The sequence below is a fragment of the Pseudomonas sp. CC120222-01a genome (genome assembly GCF_003097235.1).
Taxonomy (GTDB): Bacteria; Pseudomonadota; Gammaproteobacteria; order Pseudomonadales; family Pseudomonadaceae; genus Aquipseudomonas.
Genome location: NZ_QEQQ01000004.1, coordinates 18,614 through 32,469, shown reverse-complemented (window position 1 = coordinate 32,469; position 13,856 = coordinate 18,614). Strand labels below are relative to the sequence as shown.

The following is a 13,856-nucleotide window of genomic DNA, read 5'->3' as shown; positions in this document are numbered from 1 at the left end:
GGTCAGCGCAGCAGTGGGCGCAGCAGTTCGCGCGAGATGATGTGCCGCTGGATCTCCGAGGTGCCTTCCCAGATCCGCTCGATGCGTGCGTTGCGCCAGATGCGCTCGACCGGCCCTTCGTCCATCAGGCCCATGCCGCCGTAAATCTGCACCGCTTCGTCGGCAACCTTGCCGAGCACTTCGCTGGCGAACAGCTTGGCCATGCCTGCCTCGCCGTCGGTCATGCTGCCCTGATCCATCTTCCAGGCGGTGTGCAAGGTCAGCAGTTCGGCGGCGCGGATCTGCGTGGCCATGTCGGCGAGCTTGAACGACACGCCCTGGTAGGTACCGATCGGCTGGCCGAACTGTTTGCGGTCGGCGGCCCATTGCAGCGACACGTCCAGCGCGCGCTGGGCCTGGCCGACGCAGTTGGCAGCGACCATGACCCGGCCTGCGGTCAGCCAGGCGTTGGCCACGTCCCAGCCCTTGCCGACTTCACCGAGCACCTTGGCAGCCGGCACCTTGCAGTCGTCGAAGAACAGCTCGTAGGTGTGGTAGCCACGGTTGCTCACGCATTTCGGCCCGCGGCGGATGGTCATGCCCGGGGTGCCGCGGTCGACCAGGAAGGCGGTGACGGCGTTGCGCTTGCGGCCGTTGTGCTCGTAGGTGTCGGTGACGGCAAAGACGATGGCGAAGTCGGCGTGCCCGGCATGGCTGATGAAGTGCTTGCTGCCATTGATTACGAAGTCGTCGCCTTCGCGCACGGCGCGGGTCTTGATCGAGTTGGCGTCGGAGCCGGCGCCCGGTTCGGTCAGGGCGAAGCAATCGGTCTTTTCGCCACGGATGCACGGCAGCAGGTAGTCCTCGATCTGCTGGCCGGTGCAGGCCATGAGGATTTTCGAAGGCCGGGCGACGAACACGTGCAGCGCCCAGGAAACCTTCGACAACTCGCGCTCGATCAGGGCCTGGGACAGGTAGTCGAGGCCGCCGCCGCCGACTTCCTCGGGCATGTTGAAGGCGTAGAAGCCAGCGGCGATGGCCTTGCCACGGATCTGCGCGGCGAGCTCCGGGGACACCTCGTCGGCACGGTCCACGGCTTCTTCATGGGGCAACAGCTCCTTGGCGACGAAGCTGCGTACGGCATCCACCAACATTTCTTGTTCTTGGGTCAGTTGGAAATTCATGGCCTGTTCCTGGGTAAGCGGGGAAAGAGAGCGTGCTTATTTGCCGCTGAAACGTGGTGCGCGTTTTTCCGTGACTGCGCGCAAGGCCTCGGCGCCGTCGGCGCTACGCCCGCAAAGCAGGCCGGCGGCCAGTTCCGCAGTGAGCTGCTCGGCCAGGCTGCGCGAGGCGCCATCGCGCATCAGGCGCTTGGTCTGGGCGTAGGCGAAGGTCGGCCCCTGGGCCAGGCGCGCCGCCAGTTCGGCGGTGGCGGCGGGCAACTGGTCGTCGGCGACCACTTCACCGACCAGGCCGGCCGCCAGGGCGCGTTCGGCGCCCCACAGCTCGTCGAGGAACAGCAGGCGCTTGGCCTGTTCGCTGCCGATCAGCCGTGGCAGGTGCCAGCTGGCGCCGGCATCTGGCGAGTAAGCCATGCTGGTGTAGCCGGCCTTGAACCGGGCCGACTGGGCGGCCAGGCGCAGGTCGCAGCACAGTGACAGGTCCATGCCGGCGCCCACGGCGGTGCCGTTGATGGCGGCGATGGTGGGCTTGTCCAGGGTGTGCAGGCAGTGCATCAGGGCGTGGGCGGTTTCGGTCCAGCCATAGGTTTCCAGTGCGCCACGGGCTTCGGCCTCGGCCCATTCGGCGAGGTCGGCGCCGGCGCAGAAGCTGCGGCCTGTGCCGGTCAGCACCACTACACGCACAGCCGGGTCGAGGTTGTACGCCTCGAGGATGGCGTGCAGCTGTTTCAGGGTGGGGATGTCCAGCGCATTGCGCTGCTCGGGGCGGTTCAGGGTGATCCAGGCAACGCCGGCTTCAACCTGGGTGAGTAGGGACGACGGAGCGGTCATGACGGGCCTCGGATTATTGTGATTGCTGTGGGAGGTGAGGCTCATGCTAAACGAGTGTTCAACAAGGAGGCAATTGGGGGTGTTAGCGGTGTTACAACTTCGAACAAGTGGTGCGTAATCGGGGGGTAAAGCAGATCGCGATTGGGCCACAAGGTGCATGGCGACAGGGTTGCAGCGCCTAGGAGATCGAGCGCCGCCCGCGCGGCGCATCGCGGGCAAGCCCGCTCCCACATCTGTTTCGGGCCAGTCACTCCTGTGCCGCCAACAGGAACCGCCTTGGCGCATGACTGAAGATTGATGAAAAGCAGTTGCGCCCACCTCGATATCGAAGGGAACAAACAAGGCGGTCCCTGTTGGCTTCACAGGAGAGATTGGCCCGAAACAGATGTGGGAGCGGGCTTGCCCGCGATGCGCCGCGCGGGCGGCGCTCGATCTCACAGGCACTGCAAAAACACCGGCGAGCACTTGGTAGCCCTCACCCAATACCCTGCCATACCCCTAGCAAACCCTCCTCAAGCAGCCGGCATTTCCATCACCACCCCCTGGCGCTTGCGCTGCACCAGGAAGTACGCCGCATAGCACAACGCAATGAAGCCAAAGCCCCAATACAGCGAAGGCCGCTGCGTCTCATCCATTGCCAGGAACACAAACAGCGAACTGCACAGGGTGATGCACAGCAACGGCACCAGCGGGTACATCGGCGCGCGGTACTTGAGGTCGCTCAGCTGGCCGCCATCACGCAGGAACTGCTTGCGGAAGCGGTACTGCGCCAGGGCAATGACGATCCAGGTCACCGTGCCGGCCATGCCGCTCACCGCCATCAGCACCATGAACAAGGTGTCGGCAGCGACAAAGCTGGTCAGCAACGACACCAGCGCGAAGCACAGGGTGACGAAAAGGGCACGCAGTGGCACGCCACGGCTGCTCAGTGGCGACAGGCTGCGCGGTGCCATGCCGGTCTTGGACATCGCCCAGAGGATGCGGGTAGAGGCATACAGCCCGGAGTTGCCCACCGAGAGAATGGCGGTGAGGATCACGAAGTTCATCAGGTCTGCGGCGTAAGGAATGCCGACCATGTCGAACACCTGCACGAACGGGCTTTCCATCAGCCCGGCCTGCTGCCATGGCACGATCGCCGACAGCACCACGATCGCCAGCACGTAGAAGATCAGCACGCGGAACACCACGTTGCGCACGGCCCGCGGGATGCTCTTTTCCGGCTGGTCGGTCTCGCCCGCCGCCACGCCCATGATCTCGCAGCCCTGGAAGGCGTAGACCACGGTCATCATCACCGCGAACACAGCCGACAGGCCGTTGGGGAACAGCGAATCGCCGATCAGGTTGGTCATCATCGGCGCCGGCGCCCCGCTGTTCAGCGTAATGCCGCCGAAGATCACCAGCACACCGACGATGATGAAGCCGAGGATCGCCGCCACCTTGATACCGGAGAACCAGTATTCCGCCTCGCCGAAGGCGCGGGTGGCCAGGGCGTTGATGCCGAAAAGCACGGCCACGAACAGCGCCGACCAGTACCAGATCGGCACCTCCGGGAACCAGCGGGTCATCAGCATGCCGGCGGCGGTGAACTCCAGGCCCACGGTGGTGGCCCAGCTCATCCAGTACACCCAGCCGATCATGAAGCCGGTGGCCGGGCCAATGAATTTCGTCGCATGGGCCTGGAACGAACCGGACACCGGCATCTGCACCGACAGTTCACCCAGGCAGACCATCACCAGGTACATCAGGAAACCGGCGACCAGGTAGGCCAGGATCGCGCCCACCGGGCCGCCCTGGTTGATGGTCACCCCCGAGCCCATGAACAGCCCGGTGCCGATCACGCCACCGAGCGAGAGCATGAAGATGTGCCGGCTCTTCAATGCCCGTGTGAGGTGGATACCTTCAGCTTTACGGCCTTTCATTATTATTATCTCCAATAAGCGTCGAAGACCGCGTGTGCAGCGGTTGCGTCCGATTATTGGAAAGCGATGTAAGGCCCGGTTGATCGTAAAGATCAAAGATGTAAAAAGTCGTAAGGATTTTGTCGCTCAGGCGAGCAGCAGTTCGGCCAGGGTGTTTTCGGCACGCTGTAGCTGCTCGCCCAGCAACGGGCCCATGGCGCGCACGCCCGCCTTGTCACGGGCCAGGGCGTGCTCTTCAAGCTGGCGCAAGGTCGCCGCCAGGCCGCACAAGCCCAAGGAGTCGCTGCTGCCGGCCAGCCGATGGGCCAGGTGGGTCACCTCGGTGCAGTCCCCCGCCTCGACCGCTTCCAGCAAGGGCTGGCGCTGTTGCGCCAGGCCGTCTCGCAAGCCAGCCAGCAAGCCTTGCAGCTTCTGTTCACCCAGCAGCGTGCGGTGCGTGGCCAACAGTTCGTGGTCGAGCCAGGCGGACGTGGCCGGCGTTTCCTCCTGACATTGCCCCGCCAGCGCCTGGCGCAGGCTGGCAAGCTTCAGTGGCTTGCCCAGCACCCCCTGCATGCCGGCATCCAGGTAGGCACGCACCAGCCCCGGCTGCACGCTGGCGGTGAGTGCCAGGATGCGCGTATCGCGATTGGGCGTGGCGCTGGCACGCAGCTGTCGGCACAGCTCCACGCCACTGATACCCGGCAGGTGCACATCCAGCAGCAGCAGGTCGAAGCGTTGCTGTGCGCACAACTGCAAACCCTGCTCGGCATCCTCGGCCAGCCAGACTTCATGCCCGTCACGCTCCAGCAGCCCGCGCACCACCTCACGGTTCAGGGCCACGTCTTCCACCACCAGAATCTGCAGCGGCGCCGTGGCACGGTCAGCTTCCGCCATGGCCTGGGGCGCCTGCGCCGTTTCCAGCTCCAGTTCCAGCCAGAAGCAGCTGCCCTCCCCCTCGCGGCTGCGCACGCCAATCTGCCCGCCCATCTGCTCGACCAGGTGCTTGCTGATCGCCAGCCCCAGGCCGGTGCCGCCATAGCGCCGTGCGACTGCCTCGCTGGCCTGGACAAAACGGTCGAAGATCTTCGGCTGCATCGCCTCGCAGATGCCGATGCCGTCGTCGGTGACGCTCAGGCGCAGGCGTTGCCGGCCGGATGCCTGCTGCAACACCTGCACTTCGACGAGGATCTCGCCGCCTTCGGTGAACTTGATGGCGTTGGCCAGCAGGTTGCTCAGCACCTGGCGCAAGTACTGCTCGGCGCCGTGCTGGTACGCGGCCAGCTGCGGGTCGATGCGGCACAGCACCAGGCTGTCGTTGGCCAGCGCGCGGGGTTCAAGCAGAGTCACCACTTCGGCGCACAACTGGCGCAGGGAGAACGCCACGGCCTCGGGGCGGCTTTCGCCCTCTTCGAGGCGGGCAAAATACAGCACTTCGTTAAGGATGCTCAGCAGCCCCTCACCGGCCTTGTACAGCGCCTCCAGGCGCTGGCGGTCCGGCGCCGCGAGCCCGGCGCCACGCAGCAGTTCGGCCATGCCGAGGATGCCGTTGAGCGGCGTGCGCAGTTCGTGGCTCATGGTGGCGAGGAAGCGTGACTTGGCCAGGTTGGCCGCTTCGGCATCGTCCTTGGCGCGCATCAGGCTGGCCGTGCGCCGCTCCACCTGCTTCTGCAGTTCGTCGCGCTTGTCTTGCAAGGCCAGGCGGTCGGTTTCGCGGCGCTCGCTGTCACTGAGGATCGCCCGGCGCATGTCGTCCAGTGCCAGCGCCACACTGTCGATCTCGTCGGTGTGGGGTGAGCGACGCTTGTTCAGGCGCAGGGGCTCGTGCCATTGCCCGGCACCGATGCGCCGGGCGAAGTCGGCCATGACCTGCAGGTGACGGGTCACCAGGCGATAGAACAACCCCGACAGCGCCAGCGCCAGGCCACAGAGGAACACGCTCATCCACAACAGGCTGGTGAGGCCGGTGGCAAACAGCCGCCGGTGCACCGCGCCCAGGTCCGTGCTCACCTCCAGCTCGCCCAGGTGCCGCGCAGGCCCGGAAGGTGGCTGGTAGTCCAGCGCAAAACGCTCGACCCGCAGCGGCCCCTGCGGGTTCGGCTCACCTTGCTGCAAGGTGAAGTCGGCGCTGTTCAGGCGCACCCGCGCCACATCGGAAAAGTCCACCAGCCCGCGCAACTGCACGTTCAGCTGCTCCTGGTTCAGGTCCCACAGGCTGCGCTCCAGGCTGGCCAGGTAGCCGGCGCGGATCAGCGCCATGCGCGCATCGATCTCGCGCATCTCGCGGCGGTATTCGAAATACAGCTGCACGCTGCTGGCCAGCACCGTGAAGCACAGGCTGAACAGCAGGATGAACAGCAGCAGCCGGCGCAACAGGCCACCCGGTTGCAGGCGGTTCATGGCTGGCTGACCATGTCGCGGTAGGTGACCTCGCTTTCATGCAGCCAGCGCTCCAGCTCGCCGGCGTCGGTCATCTGCTGCAGTTGCGCGTCGATGTCAGCCATGCGCGCGCTCAACGGCGAGTGGCGCGACACCGCCACGCGCAGGTAGTCGACGCTCAGGGCCGGGGGCAGCGCGACAATGTCCTGGGCGCCGGGCAGGTGCTCGACGAACAGCTGGCCGGTGCGCCGCTCCTGGACCACGAAGTCGATACGCCCGCGAATCAGCTTGCCGAAGTTCTGCCCGCTGTCCGACACCCACTCGATGTTCTGGTGCTGCGCGACGAAGCGGTCGAACGCCGGGCCGTAGCTTTCGCCGAACAGTAGCCCGCCGCGGTACCTGGCCAGGTCTTCGAGCTTGTCGAACTGCAGCGGGTGTTGACGGTTGGCGAACACCGCCACCTCCTCGCGCAGCACGGGCACCTGCGAGAAGCGCATCGTCCTGGCACGCTGCTCCGAGGTATAGGCCAGCACCACATCCACCCGCCCTTCGGCAGCGTCGATCAGGCAGCGTTGCCAGTTGCCCAGCACGACCATCTCGACCTGGTAGCCCAGCCGCCCGAACAGCTCGCGCACCACCGTCGGCGCCAGCCCGCGCGGCTGCTTGCCATCGCTCCACGACACTGGTGGGTACACCGGGTAATCGCAGTAGCGCACGGTCTCGGCGGCCTGCAGGGCACCGCTGGCCAGCAGCATCAGCAGGCCGAACAGGTACTGGTTCACGCGGCCACGCTGGCAGTGAACAGGTAGCCGGCGCCGTGGATGGTGATGATCAGCTCGGGTTCGGCGGGGTCGTCGTGCAGCTTGCGACGCAAGCGGCCGACCAGCACGTCGATGGAACGGTCGTTGGGCACCCACTCACGGTTGCGGATCTGGTCCATCAGCTGGTCGCGGCTCAGGGTATGGCCGCTGTTGCGCAGGAACACGCTGAGCAGCTGGAACTCGCCATGGGTCAACAGGGTTTCGCCGCCTTGCGCATCGATCAGACGGCGGCGGTCGCAGTCCAGCGACCATTCGCCGAACTGCTTGAGGGTGGTCGTGGCGACGCTGACTGGCCGGGCGCCCTGGGCGTGGCGCACGCGACGGATCAGGTTCTTCGCGCGCGACACCAGTTCGCGGGGGTTGAGTGGCTTGCTGACATAATCGTCGGCGCCGCATTCCAGGCCGACGATGCGGTCGATCTCGTCGTTGCGCCCGGTGATCAGGATGATCCCCACTTCCGAGCGCACCCGCAGCTCGCGGGTCAGGGTCAAGCCGTCCTTGCCGGGCAGGCGGATGTCGAGCATCACCAGTTCCACCGGCTGCTCGCTCAGCAGCGTTTCGGCCTGTTCCGCGGTGGCGGCGCAGTGGACGGTATAGCCTTCCTGGGACAGGTAAGCCTGGAGCAAGTCACGAATCAGCGGATCGTCATCGACGATCAGTACCTGAGAGGTCATTGCGGGTAGTCCTGAAGCGCCCGAAGGCGATTTTTTTATTAGAGTGGGCCAAGACTAGCGACTGCTGAACGGTCGATCAACAGCCCTCGGGGGCTGTACTGAAGCGTTGCCGACCGCCGGCCTGCAGGCCATCGACCCAGGCCTCGCAGATCTGCACGCCCTGGGCCGGGGTGAAGGTGCCCGGGTTCAGCCCGGACTCCAGCCACAGGCCGTCGAGCAAGGCGCTGAGGCTGATGGCGGCGAGGTCGGCATCGAAGTGTTCCCAGCCCTCCTCCCGCGCCAGGTCAGCGAGCAGCGTGCGCAGTTCGCGGCGGTATTCGCCGTAGGAGTGGTCGTGCACCTGGTTGATCGCCTCGGCGGTCTTAACCGCGCCCCAGAATGCCAGCCAGGCGTCGAGCAGCTGCGGGTCGAGCAGTTCGGCGCTGAACGAGCCGCGGAAGAATGCCGACAGCCGTTCGCGGGCATTGGGCGCGACCTGGGCCATGGCCTCGCGCAGCAGTTGCATGACCCGGCCGGTGACCGCCATGTAGGCTTCGGCGACCAGCTCGTCCTTGCCCGAATAGTGGTGGCTGATCAGGCCCACCGAGACGCCGGCTTCGGCGGAAATCTTGCGGATCGACGCGCCCTGGAAGCCATGGCGCTTCAGGCAGGCCAGGGTGGCCTCGACCAGATTGGCCTTGCGCAGTTCGGGCAGCATGCGGCTGAAGCGGGCTTCCTGGGTCATGGGGGGCTCTCGTGAATCGCACAGTTGAACGACTGTATAGCAACTCGCCTCGGTCGCGAAAGCCTGTTTATACTCGGGCACGATAACAACAACAGAGGCACTGCCCATGACCGACCTGATCCACCAGCAGCTCGACGAAGGCCTGCTGACCCTGCGCCTGAACCGTGCGGACAAACTCAACGCCCTGACCAACGCCATGTACACGCGGCTGGCGGAGCTGTTCGAAGCGGCCAACAATGACCCGCAGGTCGAAGTGATCCTGATCACCGGCAGCACCGAGTGTTTCACCGCCGGCAACGACTTGCCGGACTTTCTCGACCAGCCCCCGACCGACCTGCAGAGCCCGGTGTTCCGCATGATGTGGGCGGTGCTGGCGCTGGACAAACCGCTGATCGCCGCGGTGGCTGGGCCGGCGATCGGCATCGGCACCACGCTGTTGCTGCACTGCGACCAGGTACTGATCAGCCGTGACGCCAAGCTGCGCACCCCATTCGTGGCGCTGGGCGTGTGCCCGGAGTTTGGCGCGAGCCTGTTGCTGCCACAGATGCTCGGGCATGCGCGGGCGGCGCAGCTGTTGCTGTGCAACCAGGCGCTGAATGGCGAACAGGCCGTGCAGTGGGGCCTGGCGAGCGAACTGTTCGACGATGGCACGCAATGCCTGGCTGCCGCCGTCAAGCTGGCGCGGCGCCTGCAGCAGCTGCCTGCCGATGCGCTGCGCATCAGCAGGCGTCTGCTCAAGGATGGGCAGCGCGAAGCGCTGGCCGCAACGGTGGCCAAGGAAGGCCTGTTGTTCATCGAGCGGCTCAACAGCGATGAAGCCAGGGCCGCCTTGACCGCGATGGTATCGCGCAAGGGTGCCTGAGCGTCAGGTTGATACGCTTGGTAGCACAGTATTACGGCATACCACATACCAGAAAGTAACACTACCAAGCTCAACCCGCCAATACCGCCACTCCCAGCGCATTTGCGGCATTGGCCCGAGTTTTGCTGCCATGACTGGACCCATCACGCGAGTGTTCTGTTCATGGCCCGCCTCCCCTCCCACATTGCCAGGTTTCGCACCCGCCGGTCTGGCTGGGTGCGCGCCTTGCCATACGGGGCCATGAACGGGTTCCTGCGCCGAGCCGCGGCACCGTTGCAGGTCACCCTGCAACGCCTTCCCGCCGCAGTCGCCGCCAAGCAGAACGGTTTCTGGCAGATAGTCGGCTGATTTCTTCCACGAGCGTTGCGCTCGATCCACGCAGGCACCGCTGTCGCGGCGCCCGCGCACCTGTATCCGCAGAACCGCCTGGCGCGCCCTTGGTGCAGCGCCCGGGGTCCTGCACCTGGAAGAAATCCAATGACTCAAGACACCGCTATTCTCGTGATCGACCTGCAGCAGGAGGACAGCTTCCCCCTGCCGCGCCTGGACACTGTGATCGACAACGCCGCCACGCTGATTGACGGCGCCCGCAGCCGCAACCTGCCGCTGTTCTACACCCGCCACGTCAACGACGCGCAAGGCCGCGATCTGGCACTCGGCGAACCGGTCGACGCGCAAGGCCGGCCAACCACCTACCGGGCCGGCACCCCGGCCATCGAAATCATCGACGCCCTGGCACCGCAGGCCGGTGACGTGGTGATCGACAAGCAGCGCTACAGCGCCTTTCACGGCACGCGCCTGGCCCAGACTTTGAAAGGCCGCGGCATCAAGCGGCTGGTGGTGATCGGTGTACTGACCGACGTGTGCGTGATGAGCAGCCTGTTCGATGCCTACCAGCACGACTTCCAGCTGGTGCTGGTCGCCGACGCCTGCACGGCGACCACGCTCGCCGCCCACTATTCGGCACTGTTCATCCTCTCCAACTGGCTCTATGGGCTGGAAGTCTTCGCCACCGAGCAGTTGCTGCGCAGCTGGAACCACCAGCCGGCAGCCTCCGTGCGCAGCGCAGAACCCGACCACCTCGCCCATGAGCCAGACGCGTTCGTGCAGACGATTGCGCGCTTCGAACGCCAACTTGCTGCTCAGTGCTGAGGGGAGAACGACATGAAAGTAGAGAAAAGAAGCATCGACTTCATCCCGGAAGCCGAACGCCATGGCGAACCGCGCTCACTGTTCTTCGTCTGGTTTGGCGCCAACGCCAACATCACCACGGTGGCTGCCGGTGTGCTGCCGATCAGCATGGGGCTCAACCTGTTCTGGAGCGCGCTGTCGATTCTGCTCGGCTCGTTGATCGGCGCGATCTTCATGGCCTCGCATTCCGCACAGGGCCCGCGCCTGGGCATCCCGCAGATGATCCAGAGCCGCGCGCAGTTCGGCGTGTTCGGCGCCATCGTGCCGTTGCTGTTCGTGATGCTCATCTACCTGGGGTTCTTCGTCAGCAACACGCTGCTGGCCGCCCAGGCCATCGCCAGTGCCAGCCCGTTCGGCAACGGCGGCAACATCGCCCTGCTCGGCGGCCTGTGCTTCCTGGTGGCGCTGTTCGGCTATCAGCTTATCCACCGACTGCAGAAGCTGCTGTCGTTGCTGTCGATCGCGGTCTTCGGCATCGCCACCCTGCTCGCCCTGGCGTTGCCGATGGACGCTGGCCAATGGTCTGCGCAAGGCTTCAACCTGGCCAGCTTCCTCGCCTCGGTGAGCATCGCAGTGACCTGGCAGTTGTCCTATGCGCCTTACGTGGCCGACTACTCGCGCTATCTGCCAACCCGCACGTCCACACGGCAGGTGTTCTGGTACAGCTACGCGGGCACGGTCATCGGCGGCAGCTGGATGATGCTGCTGGGTGCGGTGCTGGCCAAGGCCATCGCCGGCTTTTCCGACAACGTCGGCCTGCAACTGCTCGGCGTGCTCGGTGGCAGCACCTTGCTGGCGGTGGCGTTCGTGCTCTACGGGCAGATCGCGATCAACGTGTTCAACCTGTATGGCGCCTTCATGTCGACGGTAACAGTGATCGAGCCGTTCGCGGCGCTGAAGGTCACCCCCGGGGTACGCGCAGGCTTCATGCTGGTGATCTGTGGGTTGGCGACGGCGTTGTGCACGTTGGCCCAGGATGACTTCATCCAGTTCTTCCTGAACTTCATCTTTTTCATGAGCTACTTTTTGATCCCCTGGACGGCGATCAACCTGGTGGACTACTACGCGCTGCGTAAAGGGGTTTACCAGATTGCCGATATCTTCGACCCGTCGGGCATCTACGGCCGGGTCAACTGGATCGCGGTGGGCGTGTTCCTCGCCACCATCGCGCTGGAGATTCCGTTCATGAACACCTCCCTCTACGTCGGGCCGGTCGCAGCTTCGCTGCAGGGCATCGACCTGGCTTGGTTGGTGGGGCTGCTGTTCCCGGCAGCCTGCTATTACGTACTGATGAGCAAGCGCAAGGCTGTGGCGACCGGCACCGTCAAGACCTGATAATGCGGCACTCAAGGCTTGCGCGGCTCTTGCGGGAGCCGCGCAAGCTTTCGAGCGGCCGATTTCGACCCGTTGCTGCCGGTGAGCGGGACAGCAATCTTTGTGGGAGCGGGCGTGCCCGCGAAGAATTCAACGCGGAGTCTGGCACCGGCTGCGCCGGTGTTCGCGGCGGTTCGACACGCCCGCTCCCACAGAGTGCGCATCGCGCTCACGAAACCAGTTATTTTTCAGCGTCTGCTGGTCAGGAACCTTCAGCCTCTTGGTGAGGTTGCTGCCCATCGCAAAATCAGATCTTTCGCGGTAGAAATACCCAACTCAAGTCACGGAGGACGACCATGCAAATACGAAAGATGACTCACGAAGACCTGCCAAGCGCCAATGCCTTGTGCCTTGAGTCGTTCATGCTGGCGGTTGCCCCCTCGGTCTCGGCCCAGGGAGTGGCAACATTCACCAAGATTGCTGCACAGGAGGCATTAGCTGAACGAATGGCTGGTGACAACCTGACACTGGTTTGTATCGTAGAAGGGACCCTGGCCGGGCTTATTGAACTCAAGGAAGGGCGCCATGTAGCGATGCTGTTCGTTGCGCCAGCCTGGCAGCGCCGCGGTATTGGCAAGCGCCTGATGAGTTCGGCGCTGCAGCAGGCCAGGGCCAACGTAGTCACCGTCAGGGCGTCGCTGTCTTCAGTGGCAGCTTATGAACGTTACGGTTTTGCACTGGCAGGGGCAGTCGGCGAGGTTGCTGGACTGATCTATCAGCCAATGGAGAAGCGACTGAGCAATTGAATGGCGCCTTCGGTCCCTGAGCAAACACCGCCCAAGGCTCTGTTGTCAGTGCCCTAGGAAATCGGGCTACCCGCCAGCTGCGACTCCAAGGCTTCGATTTTCATCAGCAACGCCTGCTGCTCCACCTTGGCCGCGTGGATGTCTTCGAAAACGCTGATGAGGTAATCGGCAGCGCCATCGCCCTGGCGCTGGATGGAGGTCCGCACCCTCACCCACTTGTAGCTGCCATCGCCGCAACGTACGCGCTTTTCGACCACGTAGCGGTTGATCGAGCCTGCCAGCAACTGCACCAGCAGGCTCAGGTTGGCCTGCAGGTCATCGGGGTGGGTGATCTGTTGGAAATTCAGCGCGCACAAATCCTGCTGGCTGTAGCCGAGCAGTGCACACAGGCTGTCGTTGACGCGCTGCAAGCGGCCATCCAGATGAATGAAGGCGAGCGCGCCTTCGCTCAGTTCGAAGATCGAGCGGAAGCGCTCCTCGCTGGTGCGCAGCGCTTCCTCTGTCAGCTTGCGCGCGGTGTTGTCCATGCTGATGCCGACGATCTTGATCGGCCGGCCTGCCGCGTCGTGGACCACCGTCGAGCGCGACGAGATCCAGCGCACGCTGCCGTCGGGCTGGGACATCCGGTAATCGTATTCGCAGTTTTCACCCGAGCGGATGATGCGGTCGTACATCGCCTGCATCGCCTCGACGTCCTCCTCGGGGAGATGGCTCCAGAAGTCTTCGTTCGCGCTGATGGTCCAGCCGTAAACGTCCTCGACGTTCGGTGAGTAGGTCAACTCGTCGCTGATCAGGTTCCATTCCCAGGTCACGATCCGCGCGGCTTCCTGGGCAAGCTTCATGCGGGCTTCGTTTTCCATGATCTCGGCGGCGTAGCGGCGGCGCAGGTCGGTCATCGGCAGTTCGACGGGCTCCGCATGCTGCACGCTGCTCAGGGCCTCCTGGCCATAGCGCAGCCAGATCCAGTTCACCCGCAGGAAGTCGGCGAGCTTGCGCAGGTTGTCGTAGTCGATTTCCCCGCCCTTGGTCCATTTGTGGACAGCGGTGCGGGAGATACCGAGGGCGGTACCGACTGCCTGCAGCGTCAGCTTGTTGTGTTCCAGCAGTTCCTTGAGGCGGAAGGCGAAGCTGTTTTCCTGCATGAGGGGGCGGTCCAGGGAGGGCTTGGCTGCCAGTATACACATCTGTCAACCGAT

Annotated in this window: 12 protein-coding genes; 4 read left to right on the top strand and 8 right to left on the bottom strand. The window is 64.5% G+C overall.

What is annotated here, in order from left to right:
• Window positions 1-2: 2 nt before the first annotated feature.
• From N430_RS07240 to N430_RS07205, 7 genes are all read right to left on the bottom strand, one after another.
• Complete coding sequence (locus tag N430_RS07240; RefSeq protein ID WP_110635427.1) at window positions 3-1,163, bottom strand: acyl-CoA dehydrogenase family protein; 1,161 nt, start codon at window positions 1,161-1,163, stop codon at window positions 3-5.
• Window positions 1,164-1,199: 36 nt separating this feature from the next.
• On the bottom strand, window positions 1,200-1,991 hold the full coding sequence (locus N430_RS07235; RefSeq protein ID WP_110635430.1) for an enoyl-CoA hydratase/isomerase family protein: 792 nt from the start codon (window positions 1,989-1,991) through the stop codon (window positions 1,200-1,202).
• A 512-nt stretch (window positions 1,992-2,503) separates the two neighbouring features.
• Window positions 2,504-3,910: an amino acid permease gene (locus tag N430_RS07225; RefSeq protein ID WP_110635433.1), complete on the bottom strand. Its 1,407-nt coding sequence runs from the start codon at window positions 3,908-3,910 to the stop codon at window positions 2,504-2,506.
• Between the two features lie 126 nt (window positions 3,911-4,036).
• Entirely contained in the window at window positions 4,037-6,289 is a 2,253-nt protein-coding gene (locus N430_RS07220; protein ID WP_110635436.1) for an ATP-binding protein, read from the bottom strand.
• Complete coding sequence (locus tag N430_RS07215; RefSeq protein WP_371922766.1) at window positions 6,286-7,023, bottom strand: substrate-binding periplasmic protein; 738 nt, start codon at window positions 7,021-7,023, stop codon at window positions 6,286-6,288. The genes N430_RS07220 and N430_RS07215 overlap by 4 nt, the downstream gene beginning before the upstream one ends.
• 23 nt (window positions 7,024-7,046) lie before the next feature.
• Window positions 7,047-7,763, bottom strand: coding sequence for a response regulator (locus N430_RS07210; protein WP_110635442.1), 717 nt, complete (start codon window positions 7,761-7,763; stop codon window positions 7,047-7,049).
• A gap of 76 nt (window positions 7,764-7,839) precedes the next feature.
• Window positions 7,840-8,487, bottom strand: a complete 648-nt coding sequence (locus N430_RS07205) for a TetR family transcriptional regulator C-terminal domain-containing protein (protein WP_110635447.1) — start codon at window positions 8,485-8,487, stop codon at window positions 7,840-7,842.
• A 106-nt stretch (window positions 8,488-8,593) separates the two neighbouring features.
• On the opposite strand from N430_RS07205, the gene N430_RS07200 reads away from it, so the two are divergent.
• The 4 genes from N430_RS07200 to N430_RS07175 all read left to right on the top strand — a co-directional run bounded on the left by N430_RS07200 (window position 8,594) and on the right by N430_RS07175 (window position 12,660).
• Window positions 8,594-9,349: an enoyl-CoA hydratase-related protein gene (locus N430_RS07200; protein ID WP_110635450.1), complete on the top strand. Its 756-nt coding sequence runs from the start codon at window positions 8,594-8,596 to the stop codon at window positions 9,347-9,349.
• A 477-nt stretch (window positions 9,350-9,826) separates the two neighbouring features.
• On the top strand, window positions 9,827-10,501 hold the full coding sequence (locus N430_RS07190; protein WP_110635456.1) for a cysteine hydrolase family protein: 675 nt from the start codon (window positions 9,827-9,829) through the stop codon (window positions 10,499-10,501).
• A gap of 12 nt (window positions 10,502-10,513) precedes the next feature.
• Window positions 10,514-11,875, top strand: coding sequence for a cytosine permease (locus tag N430_RS07185; protein WP_110635459.1), 1,362 nt, complete (start codon window positions 10,514-10,516; stop codon window positions 11,873-11,875).
• Between the two features lie 335 nt (window positions 11,876-12,210).
• Window positions 12,211-12,660: a GNAT family N-acetyltransferase gene (locus N430_RS07175; protein ID WP_110635464.1), complete on the top strand. Its 450-nt coding sequence runs from the start codon at window positions 12,211-12,213 to the stop codon at window positions 12,658-12,660.
• Between the two features lie 53 nt (window positions 12,661-12,713).
• Here the strand turns inward: N430_RS07175 and N430_RS07170 are convergent, their stop codons facing one another.
• Window positions 12,714-13,802 carry a helix-turn-helix transcriptional regulator gene (locus N430_RS07170; RefSeq protein ID WP_110635468.1) on the bottom strand — a complete coding sequence of 363 codons (1,089 nt, stop codon included), beginning with the start codon at window positions 13,800-13,802 and terminating at the stop codon, window positions 12,714-12,716.
• Window positions 13,803-13,856: the final 54 nt, after the last annotated feature.